This is a genomic window from Georgenia sp., assembly GCF_054605595.1.
The window spans coordinates 1-20,611 of sequence record NZ_JBTSDU010000027.1; the positions used below are offsets into that span (position 1 = coordinate 1).

21 protein-coding genes, 2 pseudogenes and 1 riboswitch are annotated in these 20,611 nt (G+C 71.3%); of the genes and pseudogenes, 11 read left to right on the top strand and 12 right to left on the bottom strand.

Annotated elements, in window-relative coordinates; translation table 11 throughout:
- The 3 genes from ACYC1Z_RS05325 to ACYC1Z_RS05335 form a co-directional block, all read right to left on the bottom strand.
- Positions 1 to 470, bottom strand: a 470-nt coding sequence (locus tag ACYC1Z_RS05325) for a FluC/FEX family fluoride channel (RefSeq protein ID WP_461408503.1), incomplete at its 3' end; no start/stop codon positions are given.
- 286 nt (positions 471 to 756) lie between these two features.
- Positions 757 to 1,980, bottom strand: a complete 1,224-nt coding sequence (locus ACYC1Z_RS05330; protein ID WP_461408504.1) for a glycoside hydrolase family 3 protein — start codon at positions 1,978 to 1,980, stop codon at positions 757 to 759.
- Positions 1,977 to 3,062: a winged helix DNA-binding domain-containing protein gene (locus ACYC1Z_RS05335; RefSeq protein WP_461408505.1), complete on the bottom strand. Its 1,086-nt coding sequence runs from the start codon at positions 3,060 to 3,062 to the stop codon at positions 1,977 to 1,979. The genes ACYC1Z_RS05330 and ACYC1Z_RS05335 overlap by 4 nt, the downstream gene beginning before the upstream one ends.
- A gap of 82 nt (positions 3,063 to 3,144) precedes the next feature.
- Between ACYC1Z_RS05335 and ACYC1Z_RS05340 the strand changes: the two genes are divergently transcribed.
- Complete coding sequence (locus tag ACYC1Z_RS05340; RefSeq protein ID WP_461408506.1) at positions 3,145 to 4,059, top strand: LLM class F420-dependent oxidoreductase; 915 nt, start codon at positions 3,145 to 3,147, stop codon at positions 4,057 to 4,059.
- A 118-nt stretch (positions 4,060 to 4,177) separates the two neighbouring features.
- The gene (locus tag ACYC1Z_RS05345) at positions 4,178 to 5,206 is read left to right on the top strand and encodes an LLM class F420-dependent oxidoreductase (RefSeq protein ID WP_461408527.1); all 1,029 of its coding nucleotides are present in this window, start codon (positions 4,178 to 4,180) and stop codon (positions 5,204 to 5,206) included.
- A 100-nt stretch (positions 5,207 to 5,306) separates the two neighbouring features.
- Here ACYC1Z_RS05345 and ACYC1Z_RS05350 read toward each other — a convergent pair whose 3' ends face one another.
- From ACYC1Z_RS05350 to ACYC1Z_RS05360, 3 genes are all read right to left on the bottom strand, one after another.
- Positions 5,307 to 7,841, bottom strand: coding sequence for an MMPL family transporter (locus ACYC1Z_RS05350; RefSeq protein ID WP_461408507.1), 2,535 nt, complete (start codon positions 7,839 to 7,841; stop codon positions 5,307 to 5,309).
- Between the two features lie 91 nt (positions 7,842 to 7,932).
- A complete protein-coding gene (locus ACYC1Z_RS05355; protein WP_461408508.1) occupies positions 7,933 to 8,580 on the bottom strand; it encodes a TetR/AcrR family transcriptional regulator in 648 nt (215 codons plus the stop codon).
- Between the two features lie 144 nt (positions 8,581 to 8,724).
- On the bottom strand, positions 8,725 to 9,261 hold the full coding sequence (locus ACYC1Z_RS05360) for a hypothetical protein (protein WP_461408509.1): 537 nt from the start codon (positions 9,259 to 9,261) through the stop codon (positions 8,725 to 8,727).
- A 320-nt stretch (positions 9,262 to 9,581) separates the two neighbouring features.
- Positions 9,582 to 9,689: riboswitch (TPP riboswitch) on the top strand.
- Positions 9,690 to 9,740: 51 nt separating this feature from the next.
- On the opposite strand from ACYC1Z_RS05360, the gene ACYC1Z_RS05365 reads away from it, so the two are divergent.
- From ACYC1Z_RS05365 to ACYC1Z_RS05380, 4 genes are read left to right on the top strand one after another with little or no spacing between them, the layout of a single operon-like run.
- Complete coding sequence (locus ACYC1Z_RS05365) at positions 9,741 to 10,400, top strand: YkoF family thiamine/hydroxymethylpyrimidine-binding protein (protein ID WP_461408510.1); 660 nt, start codon at positions 9,741 to 9,743, stop codon at positions 10,398 to 10,400.
- The gene (locus ACYC1Z_RS05370) at positions 10,397 to 11,026 is read left to right on the top strand and encodes an ECF transporter S component (RefSeq protein WP_461408511.1); all 630 of its coding nucleotides are present in this window, start codon (positions 10,397 to 10,399) and stop codon (positions 11,024 to 11,026) included. The genes ACYC1Z_RS05365 and ACYC1Z_RS05370 overlap by 4 nt, the downstream gene beginning before the upstream one ends.
- On the top strand, positions 11,023 to 12,783 hold the full coding sequence (locus tag ACYC1Z_RS05375; RefSeq protein WP_461408512.1) for an ABC transporter ATP-binding protein: 1,761 nt from the start codon (positions 11,023 to 11,025) through the stop codon (positions 12,781 to 12,783). Before ACYC1Z_RS05370 ends, ACYC1Z_RS05375 begins: the two co-directional genes overlap by 4 nt.
- Positions 12,780 to 13,583 (top strand): energy-coupling factor transporter transmembrane component T family protein, encoded by an 804-nt coding sequence (locus tag ACYC1Z_RS05380; RefSeq protein WP_461408513.1) that lies wholly within the window; start codon positions 12,780 to 12,782, stop codon positions 13,581 to 13,583. The genes ACYC1Z_RS05375 and ACYC1Z_RS05380 overlap by 4 nt, the downstream gene beginning before the upstream one ends.
- Positions 13,584 to 14,025: 442 nt before the next feature.
- On the opposite strand, the pseudogene ACYC1Z_RS05385 reads toward ACYC1Z_RS05380, so the two are convergent.
- Positions 14,026 to 14,130, bottom strand: a pseudogene (locus ACYC1Z_RS05385) (GNAT family N-acetyltransferase); the annotation flags it as partial.
- Between the two features lie 98 nt (positions 14,131 to 14,228).
- On the opposite strand from ACYC1Z_RS05385, the gene ACYC1Z_RS05390 reads away from it, so the two are divergent.
- Together ACYC1Z_RS05390 and ACYC1Z_RS05395 are read left to right on the top strand one after the other, a co-directional pair.
- Positions 14,229 to 14,804 (top strand): GrpB family protein, encoded by a 576-nt coding sequence (locus ACYC1Z_RS05390; protein ID WP_461408514.1) that lies wholly within the window; start codon positions 14,229 to 14,231, stop codon positions 14,802 to 14,804.
- Positions 14,786 to 14,929, top strand: a complete 144-nt coding sequence (locus ACYC1Z_RS05395) for a hypothetical protein (protein ID WP_461408515.1) — start codon at positions 14,786 to 14,788, stop codon at positions 14,927 to 14,929. Before ACYC1Z_RS05390 ends, ACYC1Z_RS05395 begins: the two co-directional genes overlap by 19 nt.
- Positions 14,930 to 15,168: 239 nt before the next feature.
- On the opposite strand, the gene ACYC1Z_RS05400 is transcribed toward ACYC1Z_RS05395, so the two are convergent.
- Positions 15,169 to 15,384, bottom strand: coding sequence for a helix-turn-helix domain-containing protein (locus tag ACYC1Z_RS05400; protein WP_461408516.1), 216 nt, complete (start codon positions 15,382 to 15,384; stop codon positions 15,169 to 15,171).
- On the bottom strand, positions 15,384 to 15,854 hold the full coding sequence (locus ACYC1Z_RS05405) for a DUF2975 domain-containing protein (RefSeq protein WP_461408517.1): 471 nt from the start codon (positions 15,852 to 15,854) through the stop codon (positions 15,384 to 15,386). The genes ACYC1Z_RS05400 and ACYC1Z_RS05405 overlap by 1 nt, the downstream gene beginning before the upstream one ends.
- Positions 15,855 to 16,310: 456 nt before the next feature.
- On the opposite strand from ACYC1Z_RS05405, the gene ACYC1Z_RS05410 reads away from it, so the two are divergent.
- The 3 genes from ACYC1Z_RS05410 to ACYC1Z_RS05420 all read left to right on the top strand — a co-directional run bounded on the left by ACYC1Z_RS05410 (position 16,311) and on the right by ACYC1Z_RS05420 (position 18,214).
- Entirely contained in the window at positions 16,311 to 16,445 is a 135-nt protein-coding gene (locus ACYC1Z_RS05410) for a hypothetical protein (protein ID WP_461408518.1), read from the top strand.
- A gap of 258 nt (positions 16,446 to 16,703) precedes the next feature.
- Positions 16,704 to 16,931 carry a helix-turn-helix transcriptional regulator gene (locus ACYC1Z_RS05415; protein WP_461408519.1) on the top strand — a complete coding sequence of 76 codons (228 nt, stop codon included), beginning with the start codon at positions 16,704 to 16,706 and terminating at the stop codon, positions 16,929 to 16,931.
- On the top strand, positions 16,928 to 18,214 hold the full coding sequence (locus tag ACYC1Z_RS05420) for a type II toxin-antitoxin system HipA family toxin (RefSeq protein ID WP_461408520.1): 1,287 nt from the start codon (positions 16,928 to 16,930) through the stop codon (positions 18,212 to 18,214). The genes ACYC1Z_RS05415 and ACYC1Z_RS05420 overlap by 4 nt, the downstream gene beginning before the upstream one ends.
- A gap of 172 nt (positions 18,215 to 18,386) precedes the next feature.
- Here ACYC1Z_RS05420 and ACYC1Z_RS05425 read toward each other — a convergent pair whose 3' ends face one another.
- The 3 genes and pseudogenes from ACYC1Z_RS05425 to ACYC1Z_RS05435 all read right to left on the bottom strand — a co-directional run bounded on the left by ACYC1Z_RS05425 (position 18,387) and on the right by ACYC1Z_RS05435 (position 19,938).
- Positions 18,387 to 18,671, bottom strand: coding sequence for a hypothetical protein (locus ACYC1Z_RS05425; protein ID WP_461408521.1), 285 nt, complete (start codon positions 18,669 to 18,671; stop codon positions 18,387 to 18,389).
- Positions 18,668 to 19,688: pseudogene (locus tag ACYC1Z_RS05430) on the bottom strand (IS30 family transposase). The gene ACYC1Z_RS05425 and the pseudogene ACYC1Z_RS05430 overlap by 4 nt, the downstream one beginning before the upstream one ends.
- Positions 19,689 to 19,710: 22 nt before the next feature.
- Entirely contained in the window at positions 19,711 to 19,938 is a 228-nt protein-coding gene (locus ACYC1Z_RS05435) for a hypothetical protein (protein ID WP_461408522.1), read from the bottom strand.
- Positions 19,939 to 20,611: the final 673 nt, after the last annotated feature.

Below are 20,611 nucleotides of genomic sequence, written 5' to 3' on the forward strand. Positions count from 1 at the left end.
CCCACCCCGCCCCCCCGGCCCGCCCGGCCGGCGACGACGAGCGCCACGGCGTCGACGGTGTAGGTGGAGAAGGTGGTGAACCCGCCGAGGACACCCACGCCGAGGAACGGGCGGGCCAGGGGGTGGGGGCGCCCGACCACCTCGGTCAGCACCACCATGAGCACCCCCATCAGGAGACTGCCGACGACGTTGACCAGCACCGTGGACCAGGGCGGCTCGCCGCTCACGTGCGGCCAGGCCAGCGCGAGCCCGTACCGGGCGAGCGCGCCGAGGGCACCGCCGAGCGAGATGACGGCCAGGACGGCCGGGCGCACCCCCCACGCCGGCGCGCCGGGCGCCGCCGCACCGGGCGCCCCCGGGCCGGGCGTCGCCGCACCGGGCGCCCCCGGGCCGGGCGCCGCGGCACCCCTCCTCATCACGCCACCGGTCAGCGCACCACGGTGCGGGCCGTGGGGAGGATCGGCAGTCATCCCGCCATCCTGCCAGCGGCCGGAAAATCCCGTGACACCCCGGGGTGCGGGCTCCTACCGTGGAGGAACACGAGAGAGGAGGTGGTCCAGAAGTGAATTCTTTCCGGACGCGTGAGGTGACCATCCGCTAGCCCGTCAGCGGACGGACCGGAGGTCCTCCCGCCCGGCGGCGGCGAGCACCCGGTGGTCACCGGAACCCGCGGGGCCGTGGCATCGTCCACCACGGCACCCGACCAGGTGGTCGGGAACCCGTGGGCTCCTCCACGCCCGGATCTGGACCCGTCGCTCATGTGATCCGGGCCTTCAATGCGATGATCCGCTCGTAGGACCGGGCGATGCGTTCCTCGCTCACGTCCCCGGCCGTGACCAGATCCAGCAGCGCCTCGTAGACGCGTCGGCCGAGATCCGGCGTGAAGACGTCGATGTTGTTGGAGAACGTCAGGATGTCCGCGCCGGCGTCGACCGCGAGCCGCACGGCCTCCGCCAGCGGCCACCCGTCGGTGATGGCACGCATCTGCAGGTCGTCGGTGAGGACGACGCCGTCGAAGCCCAGTTCCTCGCGCAGCAGGCCGGTGATCGTGGCCCGCGAGAGCGACGCCGGCAGCTTCGCGTCGAGCGTGGCGTTGAAGACGTGCGCGGCCATGACGGTGTCGACCAGCCCGGCGCCGATGAGGCGGCGGTACGGCACGAGCTCGGCCTCGCTCCAGGTGTCGGTGACGTCCACGAACCCGAGATGGGAATCGGCGCTGGAGCTGCCGTGGCCGGGGAAGTGCTTGAGCGAGGTGAGCACACCGGCGTCGCGGTGGCCCAGGACGTACGCTGCGGCCTGCTCCGCCACCACCTCGGGGTCTGCGGACAACGCCCGCCCCAGGGCCCCGATGATCGGGTTCGTGGGATTGACGTCGACGTCCACGACGGGGGCGAGGTTGAGGTTGATGCCGGCCAGCGTCAGCGTCCGCGCCAGCTGGTACGCCGCCTCCCGGGTGGCGGCCGGATCCCCGGCCGCGCCGAGCTCGGCCGCCGAGCGCGTGGCCGGGAAGCCGTGCCGGGGCCCGAGGCGGGCGACCCGGCCGCCCTCCTGGTCGGTCGCGATCAGCAGGCGGGTGCCGGCAGCCTCCTGAAGATCCGCGCACAGGGCCGCGAGCTGGTCGGGCGAGGTGACGTTGCGGTCGCCACCGGTGGGCAGGTCCCGGCTGAACAGCACGACGCCGCCCACGTGCCGGTCGCGCAGGTCCGCCACCACCGGGTTGTCGGGTGTCAGGGTGGTGCCGCGGAAGCCGAGCATGAGCATCTCACCGACCATCACCTCGACCGGTACGGCGGGGGTCGGGGTGGGCGAGGCGGAGGTGGGGGTCGGAGTGGGGGTCGGCGCCGGGGTCGTGCTCGCCGGTCCGCCGGGCGGTTCGGGGCGGGGTCGGCCCTGGCAGGCGGCCAGCAGGGCGGCGGCGAGCATCCCGGCGGCGCCGGCGAGGACCTGGCGGCGGCGGGGCCCCTGGGGGGCTGGGTTCATGCGTGCGCTCCCACGGTCGCGAGCGGCGCGGGGTAGCGACCGGCGACGCGCGGCACGGCCCGCTCCACCTGCTGGGTGAAACGGGTGAACGGCTCCGCCTCGATCCGGGCGTCGCGGCCACGGCCGGCGCGCCGCCACGTGCCGACCACCCGCCCCGCGGCCACCACGGTGGGCCGGAACATCCCGTTGCCGCCGGGCACGATCCGGTCGGCGAACTCGGGTGCCAGGGTGGGCGACCGGTCCTGGTAGCCGAGGATCAGCTCGTCGAACCCGGGCAGCAGGTGGACGCCGCGTGCTGCCGCCCCCACCTCCTCGAGCCGGGCGGGTGTCGCGGGATCGAGGTAGTGCTCGACGCCGTCGACGTCGACGCGGTCGAGCTGGTCGACGGCGCCCGCCAGCCCCGTGGCGACGTCGGCCATCGGAAGCTTGGTCCACCAGGCGAAGTCCTTGCGGGTGGCCGGGCCGTGGGAGCGGAAGTAGCGCAGCGCCCACTCGGCCAGGGCCTCGTCCCGGTCGAGACGGCGCGGGCGGGGCACCCATTCCGCCAGCAGGACGATGCGCTGCTCGCCGTCGACGGTGGGGCCGAAGCAGGTCAGGCCCCGCTGGGAGAGGGTCCACAGCAGGTGGTAGCCGCGCTGCGGCACGGCGAGCAGCCCGGCCCGCTCCCACACCTCCATGAGCTCGCCGCGCCTGAGGGAGCGGCCGCCGGCGAGCGCCTGCTGCGTGAGCTCCGCGGCCTTGCCGATGAGCGGCCGGTCGATGCCGAGGCTCGCCCGCCGCCGCGCCGCCTGGGCCAGCAGACGCTCGCTCGTCAGCCCCAGCATCCAGCCCAGATCCACGGCGGGGACGAGGTGCAGCGTGCCGCGCATGGGCCAGGACCGCACCACCTCGCCGGCGTCGAACGCGCCGAGGATCCCGCCGGCGTCCCCCTCGGTCCGCAACGCCACCGAGGCCAGGGCCCCGGGGTAGTCCTGGGCCTGCACGGCGGTCAGCCACCGCACGGTCTCGGCGGCCGAGGCGAACCCCGGCCCCGCGATGCGCTGGGCGGCCAGGCGGAGGAGCGCGACGTCCCTTGTCCGCATCCCCCGAGCATAGAACGGGTCACCGACACCACCTACCGGCTGCCGCCCCGGCGTGGGGTGCACCGCGTGGCAGGCTGGCGTCATGGATCTCCGCGTCTTCACCGAGCCCCAGCAGGGCGCCTCCTACGACGACCAGCTCGCGCTGGCGCGGCACGCCGAGCGGCTGGGCTACTCCGCGTTCTTCCGCTCCGACCACTTCCTGCGCATGGGCGGTGGTGACCCGCTCCCCGGCCCCACCGACGCCTGGACCACGCTCGCCGGGCTCGCGCGCGAGACCTCGACGATCCGGCTGGGCACCCTCGTCACCTCCGCCACGTTCCGCCATCCCGGCCTGCTCGCCGTCCAGGTCGCGCAGGTGGACGCGATGTCGGGCGGGCGGGTCGAGCTCGGCCTGGGTGCCGGCTGGTTCGCCGCGGAGCACGACGCCTACGGCGTCCCGTTCCCGGAGAAGCGGTTCGGGCTCCTGGAGGAGCAGCTCGAGATCGTCACCGGCCTGTGGCGCACCCCGGTGGGTGAGCGGTTCAGCTTCGCGGGCGAGCACTACACCCTCACGGACTCCCCCGCCCTGCCCAAGCCGGTCCAGTTCCCGGTGCCGGTCATCGTCGGTGGCGGCGGACCGCGCCGCACACCGTGCCTGGCGGCCCGGTTCGCTACCGAGTACAACCAGTCCTTCCCCGCGAGGTCGGCCGTGGTCCCGCAGCTCGGCCGCGTGCACGCGGCGTGCGAGGAGGTCGGCCGGGACCCCGCCGAGCTGGTGTACTCCGTCGCGCTGGTCACCTGCGTGGGCGCGGACGAGGCCGAGTTCGCCCGGCGCGCCGCGGCCATCGGCCGGGAGCCCGCCGAGCTGCGCGAGCACGGCCTGGCGGGCACCCCCGCCGAGCTGGTCGACGGTCTCGCGGTCCTGGCCGAGCAGGGCATCACCCGCGTCTACCTGCAGTGCCTGGACATGGGCGACCTGGAGCACCTGGACCTCATCGCCGAGACGGCCGGGCTCTGACGCCACCGCGGCGGGTCACCCGGCACGTCCCTGCTCGTGTTCGCGGCACGACCGGACAGCACCGGCGCGGGGTGCGGGCGCCGTCGGGCATGATCTCCTCATGGTCGACGGCGACGCACTGAAGCTGGGTTTCGGCACCGGGTACTGGGGGGCGGGCCCGCCGCCGGGGGCGGCCGAGGCCGTGCTCGCCGCGGACGAGCTCGGGCTGGACTCGGTGTGGACCGCGGAGGCCTACGGCTCGGACGCGTTCATGCCGCTCGCCTGGTGGGGCTCCCGCACCCGGCGGGTCCGACTGGCCACCGGCATCGCCCAGATGGCGGCCCGCACCCCCACCGCGACCGCCATGGCCGCGCTCACCCTCGACCACCTCAGCGGCGGCCGGTTCATGCTCGGCCTCGGCGCGTCCGGGCCGCAGGTGGTGGAGGGCTGGTACGGGCAGCCCTACCCGCGCCCGCTGGCCCGCACCCGGGAGTACGTGGCCGTGGTGCGCCAGGTGCTGCGCCGGGAGGTGGTGGAGGCCGACGGCGAGTTCTACCAACTGCCGCTCGTGGGCGGCACCGGGCAGGGTAAGGCCCTGCGCGTGACGGTCCACCCGCTACGCGCCGACCTGCCGATCCTGCTCGCGGCCGAGGGACCGAAGAACACCGCCCTGGCCGCGGAGATCGCCGACGGATGGATCCCTGCGTTCATCTCCCCGCGCCTGAGCGAGACCTACGCCGCCCGACTCCGGGAGGGCTTCGCCCGCCGCGTGGCGTCGGCGTCGCCCGCCGCCACGTTCGAGGTGTGCGCCGGGGTCCCGGTGTCCCTGGCCGAGGACGTCGAACGGGCGGCCGACGCGCTGCGCCCGCACCTGGCCCTGTACATCGGGGGCATGGGCTCGGCGACGACGAACTTCCACCGCGACGCCATCGAGCAGCTCGGGCACGACAGCGCCGTGGCCGAGATCGTGCGCCGGTGGGCGGGGGGCGACAAGGCGGGCGCCGCGGCGGCCGTGCCCACCGGGCTCGTCCTCGACGTCGCCCTCGCCGGGAACCCGGCCCAGCTCCGCGAGCAGCTCCGCGCCTGGGCGGCGAGCGTGGTCACGACGTTGGTGATCCAGACCGCTCCCCGGGCACTGCCCGCCGTCGTCGCGGCGCTGCGCGGCTGAGCAGCCCCGCGGGGCGCGCGCTGCAGGAGATCGGCACCCGCGCCGTCCGCCCGCGCACCGGACCTCGGGTGAGCGGCTGCGGGCGGGCCGGTCCGCTGCGTCAGTCCCGCGCCATCTGGTCCACGGCCTGCGGCGCCCGCTCGACGTCGCCTGGGCGGTGGTGGCGGCGCTCGAGCGAGGCACCCTCGACGTCGACGTTCGGCAGGATCCGGTCCAGCCAGGCGGGCAGCCACCACGCCCGGTCGCCGGCGAGGTGCATGAGCGCAGGTACGAGCCACATGCGGACGATGAACGCGTCGAGCAGCACGCCGAGCGCGAGCGCGAACCCGATGGGCCGGATCATGGCGCTCTCGGAGAAGACGAACCCGCCGAAGACGGAGACCATGATGATCGCCGCGGCGGTCACGACCGACCGGCCGGCACGGACACCCTGCACGACGGCGGTCCGGGCCGGGGCGCCGTGGGCGTACGCCTCCCGCATCCCCGAGCCGATGAAGAGCATGTAGTCCATCGCCAGCCCGAAGAGCACGCCGACGAGGATCGTGGGCAGGAAGTTCAGGACCGGGGCGGGATGGTTGACGCCGAAGACACCGGCCAGCCACCCCCACTGGTAGATCGCGACCACGCCACCGAGGGCGGCGAAGTAGGACAGGATGAACCCGGCCGTGGCGATGACCGGCACGAAGATCGAGCGGAACACGACGATCATGATCACCAGCGACAGCCCGACCACGACCGCCAGGTAGACGGGCAGCGCGTCCGCCAGCTTGTTCGAGATGTCGACGTTGCCGCTCGCCAGGCCGGCGACGGCGATCGGCATGTCGCCGTCCACGGGCGGGAGCGCCCGCAGGGTGTGGACGAGGTTCTCGGTGGACTGCGATGTCGGGCCCTCGGTGGGGATCACCTGGAACGCGGCGACGGTGCCGTCGGCGGAGGTGCCGATCGGCGCCACCGCGGCGACGCCGTCCTGGGCGTAGATCTCCTCCGCGACGCGGACCTGGTCGGCGAGCGCGGCCGCCGCGCCACCGCCGGGCAGGTCGGCGACCACGAGGATCGGGCCGTTCTGACCGGGGCCGAACTTCTCGGCGACCGTGGCGTAGGCCTGGTACTGCGTCGAGTCCGACGGCTCCGCGGAGCCGTCGGGCAGGCTCAGGCGCAGGCCCAGGGAGGGGACCGCCAGGAGCAGCAGCCCCGCGACGCCGAGGACGACCCGGAGCACGGCGCGTGGGTTCGACATCGCACGCACCGGCGCCTGGGCGGGGGGCGGCGCCCCCTCCACGCGGGCCCGTTCCCGTCGGCTGAGGATGCGCCGACCGATCAGGCCCAGCAACGCCGGGGTGAGCGTCACGGCGATGAGCACGGCGACAAGGATGCAGAACGCGCCCACGGTGCCCATGAGCCCCAGGAACGGGATGCCCGTGAGGTTCAGGGCGAGGAGGGCGATGAACACGGTCGTGCCGGCGAACACCACGGCGTTGCCCGACGTCCCGTTCGCGAGCCCGATCGACTCGTGGAGCTCGTAGCCCTGCTTGAGCTGGCGCCGGTGGCGGTTGACGATGAAGAGGGTGTAGTCGATGCCGACCGCGAGCCCGAGCATGATCCCGAGGACCGGCGTCACCGAGACCATCTCGACGGCGCCGGAGAGGGACAGCGCGGCCAGCGCCCCGATCCCGACGCCGAGCAGCGCGGTGACCAGGGGCAGGCCGGCACCGACAAGGCTGCCGAGCATGATCACCAGGACGGCGGCGGCGACCACCAGGCCTACGGCCTCGCCGGCACCGAAGATCCTGGGGATGCCGACGGCGATGTCGGACCCGAAGTCGACGACGACGCCGTCGATCGGGGCCTCGAACGCCTTGACGACCGCGTCCTTGGTCGCCTGCGGGATCTCGAGCTGGCTGTCGGTGAAGGCCACGGTCACCACCGCGACGCTGCCGTCCTCGGACACGACCCGCAGCCCGGCGGCCATTTCCTGGAGGGAGCTGCCGAGCTGGAACTGGACGCCCTGCTCGGTGAGCTGCGCCAGACCCTCGTCGATCGCGGCCTGCTGGACCGCCAGTGCGGTCCGCTGACCGTCGAGCGCGGCCTGCTGGGCGTCGAGCTCGGCGAGCACCGGGGCCGGGGCGCCGGTCGCCTCGGCCCGCGTGCGCGCCGCGTCGAGCTGCGCCTGCCCGGTGTCCACCTGGGCCAGGCCGGCGTCGAGCTGGGCCTGCCCGGTCTCGAGCTGGGCGCGGCCGGTCCCGAGCTGGGCGGCGCCGTCGGCGAGCTGCTGGCCGGTGGCGGTGCGTTCCGCCTCGGTGACGAACGGGTCGACGACGGCCCGCACGCCCGGGATCTGGGCGGCGTCGGCGGCGAGCCGGCCGACGGCCTGCCGCTGGGCGTCCGTGAACGGCGCGTCGTCCGCGGTGCGCAGCACCACGGTGCCCGTGCCGCCGGAGGCCTCGGGGAACTCGGACCGCAGCCGGTCGGTGACCTCGGCGGTGGGTGTGCCGGGGATGGAGACGTTGCTGGCGAGCGTCCCGGCGCCGAGCCCGTAGGCGAGGCCGGCGAGCGCCAGGACCGCCACCCAGATGCCGATCACCGTGCGGGAGCGGCGCGCGGCCAGGCGACCGAGCCGGTAGAGGAGTTCAGCCATGAGGTTCCTTCGCGGATGAGTGGGGAAGAGTGCCGAGGTGATGGCGGGCGGGGGCCGCGGGGGTGGTCGGACCAACACGCCGGGGGCCGGTTCAGGGCGCCGGATCGGTGGGGGGTCCATACCCCGCACGGAACGTGGCGACCAACCGGTCGACCAGGCCCGCCCACAGCCGTCGCGACTGCTCGCTCTCGGCCGCGTCGGTCGCGTCGAACCAGTGGCGGTAGAGCACGGTGACCCCGCTCATGAGGGCGCCGACGAGAAGGTGGATGTCGAGCGGGTCGACGTCGGGGTGGCGGCTGGCCATCTCGTCCGAGAGGCGGGCGCTCACCGCCGTGAAGGCGCGCCCGAGCATGACCTCCTGCTGCGGCGTCCACTCCCCCGCCGGGCCACCGAGCGCCCGGGTGAGGTACGCCATCGGTGGTACGAGATCGGTGCGGCGCAGGGTCTCGGTGAGCTGGTCGAAGAGGGAGTCATCGGCCCCGGCGGCGTGGTCCGCGACGGCGAGGAAGGTGTCCACCAGGGTGTCGAGCACGTCGCTGCACACCGCCACGACGATGTCCTCGAGCGAGGCGAAGTGGTTGAAGATGGTGCGCCGCGAGACGTCGGCACGCTCGGCGAGCTGGTCGACCGCGAACCGGGTGCCGTTCGCCTCGCTCAGCAGCGAGGCCGCCGCCGTCACGATGGCTTCCCGGGAACGCGCCCGTATCAGGGCTCGCCGGTCCGGCTGAGGGAGGATCACGCGATGACACTAAGTGCATCGGTGCACTGAGTGCAACGTCGGGTTCTCGTGGGCGGCCCGCTCGGCGGATCCGGCGCCCGCAGCGGGGCTGCGCGGAACGGCGCACGATCGCCGCGTGGCCGTGGCGTCCCGGCCGGGGCGCCGTCAGCCCTGCGGGGGACCGCTCACGACCGTGATCCGGCCACGCCGGGCGATGAGCTCGTCCGAGCTGAACGGCCCGACGCCCTGGCCGGTGCCGGAAATGGTGGAGAACCACCGGCTGCCCTCGATGGTCATGAGCTTCTGCCACGCCACCCCACCGGCACACCGCACGATGGTCAGGTCGTCGAGATCGTCCGCCTCGGCCGGGTTGTCGACGTCGGGGCGGTCGTTCGGGCAGACGTAGGTCTCGTCCATCGTCGCCGCGCGGCCGGCCACGGTGAGCCGCGCCCGCACCGCGGATCCCACCGGGACCCCGACCACGTCGACGAGCCCGCGGGCCGCCAGGGCCTCAAGAGCCGGCGTCAGGCGCGCGTCGAAAGTCCATGCCATCTCACCGAGCCGGAACCTGGCCGCGAGCGTGTCGAGGATGAGGTCCTCCACCGGAGTGAACTCCTGCTCGACGGTCGTGCCGGTCGACAGCACGGAGGGGCCCGACCCGAACGTCGCCCAGGCGCGGTGCGTGGTGTGGTGATGGCGCATACCTGCACCATCGGCTGAATACCCGAGTCGTTGAAGGGTGCCCCATGGGGAGAACTCCCCATGGGGCACGGCTCCTCGCCCGCGGTGCCGTGGGTGCCCGCCTACACCCCCTGCGGGACGGATAGTTTGTCGCCCGTTCGGGCACGGGTTTCACCATGTAGTAGCGAATACGCTTCGGCTCCGTCGGCCCACCGCCTCACTCACCGGCACCAATTCAGCCTCAACAGGCGCCCGCTGATTCGAGCGCTCCCAGCCCAGGGCCCTGAAGTAGTCAGGGTGCCGACACACTGGACGTGACGGGGCGGTGGTGGTTATGTTCGGTCATACCCCCGGGGAGCGCTGCAGTGCGCTGAGAGTGCGGAGAGTCCGCAGACCCGTTACCTGATCCGGTTCGTACCGGCGTAGGGAGCAAGGGCACTCGCCGATACCTGTTTCGTCGGTGGGTCTCGTGGTACCCGCGGGCCCGAGAAGGGACCGTGATGAGCATCAAGACTGAAGAAGGCACCAGCATCGGCGCTACGCCGGAGCAGTTTGGTGTAGGGATGCGGTTCAGCATCCATCCCCACACAGACGACTTTGTCGAGGTCATCCTCGGCGCCCTGGCCGATGTTGAGGCCACCGGCCTCGCGGAAGGGTTGGTGATCGAGATCGATGACGTGAGCACGTATGTCGGTGCGCGCACTGCGCCGGCCGAGCAACGCCTGATCGCCTACCTATGTGCGGTGATCGTGGCGGCTTCACGGCGTTCGCGTGGCGCACACATCGTGACCCACGTGCTGTTCTCGCGTGGCTGCCCGGGGGAGGTGTCCTGCGAACTGGCCGTGACCGGTCCGCCGACTGCGGAGCCGGTGGACCTTGATCCTGTCGGTATCCGGGCCGTTGCGCAGTGGTCGCTGTACCCGCTGCTGGACGGGAGCTCTGATTCCGGGGACCACATGAGCCACATCGAGGCGGCAATCGGCGCTGCCACGCAGCGCGGTATTACCGCTTCCCCGGCGCACTACGCCACCAAGCTCGCCGGCGACCTCGCCGATGTCCTGGCCATCGTGGTCGATGCCTGGGCGCGGGTGGGCACCGGCGTGCCGCACGTGGTCACCCACCTGAGCGTCTCGGTGGGCTCCCCGACCTCCGACGCATGAGCGGGCGGCAGGCCATGAGCCCTAATAACGCTACGGCCGCCACGCCCACCCGGCCCGGGTGGGCCATGCGGGACCTGGTCCTGATGGTCGTGCTCGGCGTCGTCTTCGGCTTCGCCTACTGGGCCCTGGTGCAGGCCTGGAACGGCCTCGCCGTACTGATGGGTCCCGCCGGCGACCTGTCCCAGCATCTCCTGCTGGGCGGATGGCTGTTGGTGGCCCCGGTCGCCGTGGCGATCGTCCGCCGCCCGTTCTCCGGGGTGATCGCCGAGGTGATCGCCTCGGCGGTGGAGGTCGTCTTCCTCGGCTCACCGGTCGGGCCGCTACTCCTGATCGCCGCGGCAATCCAGGGCGGCGGGAGCGAGCTTCCCTTCGCGCTGACCCGCTACCGCAGGTACGGTTGGGGCGTCTTCGCCGCCTCCGGTCTGTTGGGTGCGGGGCTGGTGTTCTTCTACTCCGCGTTCCGCTCCGGCTGGTACGGCCAGGACATCTTCCTCCTGCGCCTGGTCCTGCAGTGCCTCTCCGGGATCGTCCTGGGCGGACTGGCCGCCAAGGTCATCGTCGAGGCTCTGGCCCGCACCGGGGTCGTGGACAACTTCGCCATCGGGCGTGCCCTGGACCGGGGATGAGCGAGGCCCAGCCGGCGACGCATCCGGCGGGGACAGGGACCGGGGCGGTCGTGGAGCTGCGTGAGGTCTCGGTGACCTTTCTCCGCCGGACCGACCCGGTGCTGCGCGAGGTGTCCATGCACCTTGGACCCGGTGAACAGATGATCATTCTCGGTGCTTCTGGTTCGGGTAAGTCCACTGTGGTGCACGCGATCACCGGGGTGGTGCCGCACACCGTCAACGCCACCATGACCGGGGAGGTCACCGTCGGCGCGGCGACGCAGGCTACCTCGGTGGTTGAGCGGTCTCGGCATCTGGGGGTCCTCGCGCAGGACCCGGCGGCCGCGGTCTGCCTGCCCGAGGTGGAGCAGGAGCTCGCCCTGCCGTTGGAGAACCAGGCCACCGACCCGGCGAGCATCGGCCCCCGCATCGGCGCAGCACTGGAGGTGATCGGGGCCGCGGCCTTGCGGGAGCGGGCCACCGCCACGCTGTCCGGCGGGGAGTCCCAACGGGTCGCCCTAGCCGCAGCCCTGGTCACGGAACCGCAGGTGCTGCTCCTGGACGAGCCGACATCGATGCTCGACCCAGCGGGCATCGACGCTGTCCGTGCAGCCCTGACCGGCGCGGTCGAAAAGTACGGGCCGGCGGTGGTGCTGGTCGAGCACCGGCTCGACGAATGGGCCGGAACCCGCGGCGTGACCGGGCTGCCGGGCCGGGCGCTGGTCCTGGGTGAGAGCGGGGAGGTGCTCGGCGACGGGCCAACTGCCGTCGTGCTGCGCGAGCACGCCCGTCAGCTCCACGCCGTCGGGTGCTGGCTGCCCCTGGACGCTGAGCTCTACGCCCTGACCGGGACCGAGGGCGCCCTGACGGCGAGGGCGAACACCGAGCTGCTCCACGCTCTCGCCGCCGACGCGCCCGACGTCGGCACGACCGCGACCGGCGCCGCCCCGCTCCTTATTGCCCGGAACCTGTCCGTGGGCCGGGCAAAGCCGATGGCACGACGTTCGCGGCGCCGCCGTCGAAAGAACCCGGCAGCACCCGGTGATACGGTCGCGCCCGCGCTACTGTCCGAGATTGACCTGTCCGTGCGACCGGGCGAGGTGGTTGCGCTGCTGGGGGCGAACGGCGTCGGGAAGTCAACTCTGTTGCTCACCCTCGCGGGCCTGCTCGAACCGCTCACCGGGGCGGTCGGGGGCGCGCGGCCCGGGCTGGTGTTCCAGAACGCCGAGCACCAGTTCCTCGCCCATACCGTGGCCGAGGAGATCGCTCACGGGCTCGCCCCCGACGTCGCTGAGGAGGTGGTGGCCGGGCAGCTACGCCGCCACCGCCTGACGCACCTGGCCGAGCAGAACCCGTTCCGCCTGTCCGGCGGGGAGAAGCGCCGTCTCAGCCTGGCCGCGATGCTCGCCCATGACCGGCCGGTGCTCCTGGCCGACGAACCGACACTCGGCCTGGACCGGCGAGATGCCATCACTACCACGCACACCCTGCAAGACTTTGCTGCTGGTGGGGGAGCGGTGGTGCTGGCCAGCCATGACCTGCGCACAGTGACCACGCTCGCCAGCCGGGTAATCGTCCTTGGTGAGGGCGGCGTGCTCGCTGATGGCCCGACCACCCAGGTGTTGAGCGACGCCTGCGTGCTGGCCCGGGCCGGGCTGGTCCTGCCGCCACTGGTGGCCTGGCTCCTGACCAACCTGCCGGCCCGTGCGGTGCCCCACGTGCTTCGCCAGCTCGACTACGCCGTCCCGGCGTCCCGCCCCGTGGGGGTAGGCCGGTGAGCGCCCTGACCGCCGCGCCGATCGCGGACTCGCTGCTGGCCCGGCGCAACCCGACCATCAAGCTCGCGTTGGTGACCCTGGTCTCCCTGGTCGTCGTCTTCGTCCTCGACCCGCTCACCCCGAGCGTGCTGTACCTCCTCGCGCTCGGCGCGGTCACGGTCTCGGTGCGGGTGACGGCGCGCACGCTGCTGGTGGCGCACGTACCCTTCGTAGCCTTCGCGTTCGGGGTGCTCATGGTCAACGCGCTGGCCCGCCCGGGCACCACCGTGTGGCAGGCCGGGGCGCTGCGGGTGAGCGAGGAAGGGCTCAGCGTCGGGACCGCGCTGGCGGCGCGGACCCTGCTCATCGGAGTGTTGGCGATCGGGTTCCTGCTCTCCACCGACGGCGTCGCCCTGATGACGAGCCTGCACCAGAACGCCCGCCTCAGCGCCCGGGTGACCTACGCGATCCTGGCCGGGTACCGGATGCTGCAGGAGATGCCACGGGAGTGGGCCACCATCAGCCACGCCCACACCGTGCGGGCCAACCTGCGCCACGACGGGCGGCCACCGCGCGGGCCACGCCACCTTGCCGGGGTGGTGTTCACCCTGCTCGTGGTCTCGGTACGCAAGAGCGAACGCATGGCCCAAGCCCTGGAGTCCCGCGGACTTGGACTTGCCCCCCGCACCACCTGGCACCCGGTGTGCATCACCAGAGCGGACTGGGCACTAGCGGCGGGCGTCGTCACCGTGATGGCGGTCGTGCTGGCGATCAGCGCCGCCCTGGGAATCCTGGAGGGACCCGGTGCGCTCACCAACTGAGACCATGCACCTGATCGCGATGGCGAACCCACCCACCAGCCGGTACGCCGAGAACTGGCGCCACCCGCTGGCGTGGACCGACTGGCTCGACGCACGCTTTTAGGCTCCAGCTCGATGAGCAGGAAAAGTCGCTCGTCGAGACTAGTCTCCGAAATGATCACACCCAGTCCCAATGTCCTCTGTCTCCCATGGCGGCCAGGACTGGGAGGCCACGCTGGGTCGACCCCGCCGACGAGACTTGAGCATGCGTGGCTGCACAGAACAAGAGCACCTACTCGGCCAGCTTCGGGGTCCTCCGGTCGTCCCGAGCGCACGTGCCTATCGCTCAGATTGATTCACTGGCGGTTTCGAGTGCCTGCCGGGCGACCCGCCGGACGCTTCGCGTCGCGAAGCGGGTAGTCATCCGGCGGTGGGGTTGATCCTTTGGTGGATCGTGCAGTTGCTCGTCGAGAATCGGGTGTGGAATACATACCCCGAGCCTGTGCTGCTCGAGCACGACGCCGATCACGGCGCGTTGGCCATCAGCGGTGAAATAGTCATCGTCGCGACGGTCAGGTTCAGGTCGATCTGGTCAGTGCCATACTCCGGGGCGCGCCCAGTCGGCGCGGAGTCACGGCGCGACTTGCGGGCGGAGAGGATGAGGTCGTGGTTGACGATCGCGGCGCGTACCTCGATGCCGTGCTGATCGGTGGCCGGGAGCCCGCGAGCATCGTGGTGGTCGACTATGACAACGCGTGGCCCGCCCGTTTCGAGGTCCTCGCCGGCCGGGTGAGGCGGGCCCTGGGACCTCGGGTGCGTTGCCTCGAGCACATCGGCTCGACCTCGGTGCCGGGCCTGGCCGCGAAACCCATCATCGACGTGCTCCTGGTCGTGGACGACGTTCAAGACGAGGCCGCGTTCGTCCCGCCTCTGGAGGTGGCTGGCTTCGAGCGCCGCGTCCGCGAGCCGGGCCATCGCATGTTGCGGACCCCGCAGCGCGACGCGCACCTGCACGTCTACGCCTCGGGTCGGGCGGAAGCGCGCGACTACCTGGACCTGCGGGACTGGCTCCGCGTCAGCGGCGACGACTGCACTCGCTACGCGAACGTCAAGCGGCACCTGGCGCAGAAGCAGTGGAGGGACATGAACGACTACGCCGACGCCAAGACCGACGTCGTGCTCGAGATCCTCGCCCGGGCACGGACGTGGAGAGCCGCCGGCGCATGCCCCATCGAAGCCTGATCAGTGACCCAAGACTCACGCTGGACGACAAGGCGTTCGAGACGATCATGGCCATCGCTCGCGGCAAACTCGTCGACGTCCCGGTGGCCGCCAAGATCCTGCATGCCTGGACGACGCCCTGGTGAGAGTCGACGACGGCGTGCTGGGAGTGAATGGTGGCGCGGGCTCCCATGGCCCGTGCCCTCCATCGCCTCGGGAACGGTCGCGCCCGTGGACGCCACGAGCGTGAGCGCCGAGTGTCGCTGGCCGTGCCAGGTCAGGTCATCGCACCCGATCGCGCTGCGCGCCTCGGTGAACATCGTCGTTCGCCGGCCGCTCGACAACGGTCCTCTTGAGGAGACGCGAGCGAACGCGGTCTGTACCGCTACTCAGGCAGGTCGGGGGTCCATCGTAGGATGTCGCCTGGTTGGCAAGCGAGTACGCGACAGATCGCATCCAGGGTTGAGAACCGGATGGCCTTCGCACGGCCGTTCTTCAGAACGGCGATATTAGCAGGCGTGATACCCACTGCGGCGGCGAAATCTCCCACGGAGATCTTCCGCCGGGCGAGCATGACGTCCAGCTCGACGACGATAGGCATCAGATCGCCCCGTCGAGTTCACTGCGATACGCGATGGACACCTTGAGCAGGCCGCGCATGACGAACATGAGCAGGACGAGCGCGATGCCGCTGGCTACGCCGGCCGCCAGGACAAGGACGACCCCGGGCCCTCCGGGCTGGACGACGCCAATCAGGTGAACCACGACGCCTGCCGCCAGCAGGGTGACGGCGACCGCACGACCCGTGATGACGTCCACCCATCGCAGCGCACGCGGGGTGAATATCGCGCCCCCACTGATGAAGGCGAGCAGCCGTCCGACCGCGACCAGCGCCACCTGGAGGCAAGCAATCGCAAGGATGGCGCCCCCGGAGTAGGGGACGACCAGGTGGGCGACCTCGGGGTACTCCGCTCCGATCTCGGCGGCGGAGACCGGTACCAGTACTTGAGTCAGCAGCGCTCCGAGCAGGAGGGCACCTAACGCCACCCGCAGCAACTTCGCGGATGTCATGGTCGCCTATCGATGATGGGTTGAAAGTCATCGTTAGTCAATAGGCCTCGCACGACCCGCGCCCGGTGGTGCACCGACCCTGAGTCGCGCCGAGTGCAACGCTCGCGGGTTCTCGACATCCCGGCGCGGCAGACCCGACGCTTCGTCCCGGCGCAACTGACACCAGGCCGCAAGCGGAACCGTGATCTGTCTTGGCTGCGCCCCGCCGCCTCGTACAGGGCCTCAACCGCCTCCGGCTTCGCAGCGGACTCCGCACGACGGCGCTCCGCGACCACCGCCGGCGGCTCCCCCTGGCCATCGTGCCCTCCGGCAGCCTCGAGCGGACCCTCGTGCCACAGCGTGCCACTGCACGCTACGAGTGGGCTTCGCGGGCCAGGATCCGCAGAGCCGGCACGCGGAAAGGCCCGGAACCGCAGAATCCTGCGGGGCGCGCGGCTGATGATGAACGGCACGCTGATGTCGAGCGGGTTTGACGCCATCTCGATCCCGGCCCGCCGGCGCCTGGAGTTCAATGACCACCTCCGCACGATGTTCTCCACCGCCGATGCGACCGCCCTCGCCGACTTCCTCTTGGACTGCGAACCCCGCTAGCTGGCCGATCCGCCTTGACGCGGCCAACTCCGCTGAAACTGAAGGAAGGGGCCTGCGCCGCCCCTCCCTGGGTCAACCGGCCTGAAAGAGCATGAACCCATAGGTCCCCATGCCCGAGGCCGGACTCTCCGGCTTCTCCCCCAGCCGGTGCTTGGCCGGCACCTGCGGGCCCCCCGCGGCACGTCAGGATTCCTGGACGGGGATACGGATGTCACGATATCGTGACATCGAGAGTGATGTCCTGATATCGTGACACACATGGCGAAGCACGGGCCGGTGAACTCCCCCAGCGACCTCGGACGAATCCTCCGTGACGCACGGCAGGAGGCAGGCCTGACCCAGGATGAGTTCGCCGACGACCTGGGCGTCAGCCGGCAGTACGTCTCAGCCCTGGAGTCGGGAAAGACCTCCCAGCACGTGGACCGGATCTTCGGATCGTTGCGACTGCTCGGAGTGCGCATCGAGGCGACCTGGGGCCGGCCGTGACTGGGCGCGGCGCACTCGAAGTCCACCTCTACGGCACCCGGATCGCCACGCTCCAAGACGCAGGAGACCTGCCGCCACTGACTTTCACGGCAGCAGCGATCGAACGGTGGGGCTTGGGGTCTCGAGTGGTCGCCAACAAGCTGCCCATCGCCGAGCAGCCACCACACCCGCGGGTCGTCGCGGCGGTGCTCGCCGGCCTGCTGCCCGAAGGTCGCGAGCGGGCCCGCCAGGCCGAGCGCGCGGGCGTGCCGGCCGACGACCTGTTCGGGATGCTCTCGCACTACGGCCGGGACACCATCGGTGCACTCGACATCCGACGCCCCGGCGAGCCCGACGACGCCGGATCGCTGCGCCCAGTCTCCGACCGCGAGATCCGGGAGCTCCTGTTGAGCGACCCTCAGGTCAGTGCCGCCATCTACGGGCGCGACTCCCGGACCTCGCTGCCCGGCCTGCAGCCCAAGGTCGGCGTCACGATGACGCCGGACGGATGGGCTCTCCCCCAGGGCGGTGCCCTGTCCACCCACATCGTCAAGCTGGCCGCACCGCAGGGGTCGGTCGCAGCGGACGTCGTTCATACCGAGGCTGCTGCCCTGGAACTGGCCAGGCTCGCCGGTCTGGACGCACCGCGCGCCTGGATCACCGACTTCGACGGCGCCACCACCATCGTCATCGAGCGCTTCGACCGCGTCGCTGGAGGACAGGGCACGCTTCGCGTCCACCAGGAGGACGGCGCACAGGCCCTCGGGATCAATACCGACGATCCGGAGCGGAAGTTCCAGCGCGGCGGCCGCGTCCTGCCGTCGTGGCGAGCCTTGGCCCAGGTGCTCACCGACGCGGGGACCGACCCCGCGGGACTGCTCGAGGTGGTCGCGTTCAAGCACGCCGTCGGCGACATCGATGCCCACGCGAAGAACATCGCGTTTCTCCGACTGGAGGACGGCACCGCCAAGGTCGCGCCCGTGTACGACACCGCCATGCACCTGCACGCCGCCGGCCACGACGGCCACTCCGCCATCGAGGTCAACGGCAAGAGCGCCATCCTCGACGTCGGCGCCCAGGACCTGATCGCGGAGGCCCGTAGCTGGGGCATCCCACCCTCGCGCGCCAGCCGCACCGTCCGCCAGGCCGTCGACGGGCTCCGGGGCGCGCTCCACGACATCGACCGCGGCCAGCACCCGGGGGTCAGCAACCTCGCCTGGCAGGTGGTCGAGGCCCGTGCGGACGAGCTGTCGTCTCAGCTGTCGTCCAGATCGGGCGGCCGCACGCCGCGCCGGCCGCGGTAGCGCAAGTTGGCCGGGGAGCTGATCTCCGGCGCCGAGTTTCGCGGGCATCCTATGCATCGGCACCAGCACCGGCGGCCTACGTCTCATAGGTGGACGAGAGCATTCACCTAAGAGAAACACTACGGCCCCGCCACCGTGTTGGTGGCGGGGCCGTGTGGCTGAGCCGGCGAGCTCAGAGAATGACGTTGGAGATGCTGCTGAGCCGGTAGAGGTCCTCGATCTGCTGGACCGTCAACGCGCGTCCGTCGAGGACCATCTCATGCGCGAAGACGGCCTGCTTGTCCTCCGCCGACAGCGGGTTGGAGTAGGTCCGCATCTGGTGCGCACGGACCAGTGGCCGCACCGAGGTGCAGTAGATGTGCTCAGGCATCTGCGACACGGCCCGGTCGAATGCCTTGTTGAAGACAGACTCGACGTCCTTCTTCCACTTCTCACCGTCACGGATGGGCGGTGTCAAGTCGTCGTAGCAACGCTGTCGGTGAGTAGGCGTTCGAAGGCTTCGCGTGGGGTGAGGTAGCCCAGGACGGCGCGGGGGGCGTTCGTTGAGCTCCTCGGCGATCGAGGTCAGGTAGGGCTGGTGCGTGGGGATCACGGCACCCTTGGGCAGGTACTCGCGGATGAGGCCGTTGGTGTTCTCGTTGGTGCCGCGCTCCCATGGAGAGTGCGGGTGGGCGAAGTAGACCGGGATCGTCGTGGCCAACGTCAGGGCGGCATGCTTGGCCATCTCGGAGCCCTGGTCCCAGGTCAGCGACTTGCCCGTCATGGCGGGGAGCTCGTCGGCGGAGTCGATGAGGGCGTCGGCGAGGTGCTCGCTGTCCTTGCCCGCCGGCAACGCCAGGATTGTGGTGAACCTCGTGGTGCGCTCGACCAGGGTCGCCGCCGCCGTGCGGCCGTGGGCACCGATCACCAGATCGGGGCTCCCAGTGTCCGGGCACGCGCCGCTCGCCCAGGTCCTCACGGTCATCGACGGAGACCATCCCCACGATCGGGGCGCCGCGCTGACCCAGCGGCTTGGGGCGGCGCCGCCTGGTGCGCTTGGAGCGCAGCATGACCGGCGTGCTTGGCCAGCTCGCCCTTGGGCAGTGCGTAGATGAACCGGTAGATCGCCTCGTGGCTGACCGTCTTGCCCTGTGCTGGCACGGATCCCTTCATCAGGGCCACGCTCTCGTCCCGGGCCTCCAGGTGCAACCGGCCCGCGATCTGGCGCGGGGTGCGTGAGCGCTTCAGGTCCGCCAACACCCGGGCGCGCAGCACCGGGTCGGCCTGCACCTTCCCCGTCTGCGTGCGGGACCTGCGCCGCTGGGCCCGGCAGTCCGCGGTGACCATCTTGTACCCGCGCGTCTTGGTCGAGTTACGCCGGATCTCGCGTGAGATCACCGACGCAGACCGGTCGATATGGGCTGCGATCCTGCGCACCGACCACCCCGGCCTTCAGCCCCGTCGAGATCTCCGCCCGATCCGTCGCCGTCAACATCCTGCTTCCCACCAGCAACCCCTCACCCGACCAGCACTGTTGCTACGACGCTATGACACCGCCCTTGGCGCAAGATCATCATCAGGACCACCAGCACGGGCCGGCTGACGCCGTTGTGCTTCGAGGCCTTGTTCAAGACCGGGGGGATCTTGTCTAACCGCTGAATCATCGCCCGGATTCGCGCTTCATCGATCTCACGCACCGGAGTGTCGCCGTACTCGGGCACGAGGTAGCCGTTGACCTTGCGCATGTAATCGCGGATCGTGGCGTGTGTCCACATCTTCCCGCTACGACCGGGTGCCTCCTGAATTCTTGTGAGCCAGCCCTCTGCGTACTTGCGGAACCCCACAGACCTCGCTGCCTCCGCAGCGGACTCCGCCCGACGGCGCTCCGCAACCACCGACGGCGGCGCCCACTGACCACGAGCGATCGTCGAGTGCATTCCGGCCAGCCACGTTCGAGCATCCGTCTTCGTCTGGAACGTCAGCGACCTGTCGTCCTCGGTCCGGGCTGGGTACATCCTGCCGTCCGGCCCTGGATAGCGAGCCTGCCAACGCCCCGAAGGAAGTTTGCGTAGACTCCCCCACGCTTCCCGCATCGTCGAACTGCTCATCGCACCCTCCGGCAGCCGCGAACGGACCCTCGTGCCACGGCGTACCACTGCACGCTACGAGTGGGCTCCGAGGGCCAGGACCCGCAGGATTCCGCGGCTCCTGGCCCCTCGTCGGCGCCTCTTGTGGCACGCAATGGCACGGCCTTGGTGACACGCCGCTCCCAGAAGCCGGCCGGCGGGCCACCTCGCTCTCGTCTGGTAGGTGTCCGCGCGCCACCTGCGTGCCACTGCGAATGGGTGTTCCTGTCCATCTCCGTCCTCCGGTGTCCATGGAGAGCCGGCACGAAGAAAGGCCCCGAACCGCAGAAAA